At 33.0% G+C, this 321-nt stretch carries 1 protein-coding gene and 1 pseudogene; both read left to right on the top strand.

The genetic code is table 11. The annotated features are described in order from the left end of the window. Positions 1 to 229 (top strand): annotated as a pseudogene (locus tag QVO42_RS06220) (hypothetical protein); the annotation flags it as partial. An 18-nt stretch (positions 230 to 247) separates the two neighbouring features. Next, on the top strand, positions 248 to 321 hold a 74-nt coding region (locus QVO42_RS06215), incomplete at its 3' end, for a PTS sugar transporter subunit IIB (protein WP_288163952.1).

Raw genomic sequence — 321 nt, 5'->3', positions numbered from 1 at the left:
TATTAAGGGTGGAAGTGTAAATCAGAAGATGATTCCATATTGTGTAAGGGAAAACACTTTCTTGGTATCAGGATTCAATTTAGCTGTTCTTATTGAAGTCACTATGACTCCAGAAAAACTTACTAACGAGTTCTTAAAGGCTAAGATTGAAGAAGCTAGAGAACAGTTATGCTTAGTAGAAATTGAAAAAAACAACACAGAAGAAAACGATGACGATTTTCTTCTATAAGAAAGAGAGGAAAAGAAAATGATTGTTTGTTTAAGAGTTGACGAAAGATTAATTCATGGACAGGTTGCTATGACTTGGACAAAGGAACTAAA

The sequence above is a fragment of the Catenibacterium sp. CAG:290 genome, from assembly GCF_000437715.1.
Taxonomy (GTDB): domain Bacteria; phylum Bacillota_I; class Bacilli_A; order Erysipelotrichales; family Coprobacillaceae; genus Catenibacterium; species Catenibacterium mitsuoka_A.
The sequence above is the reverse complement of the archived record's forward strand: the minus strand, read 5'-3'. Positions and strand labels throughout refer to the sequence as shown.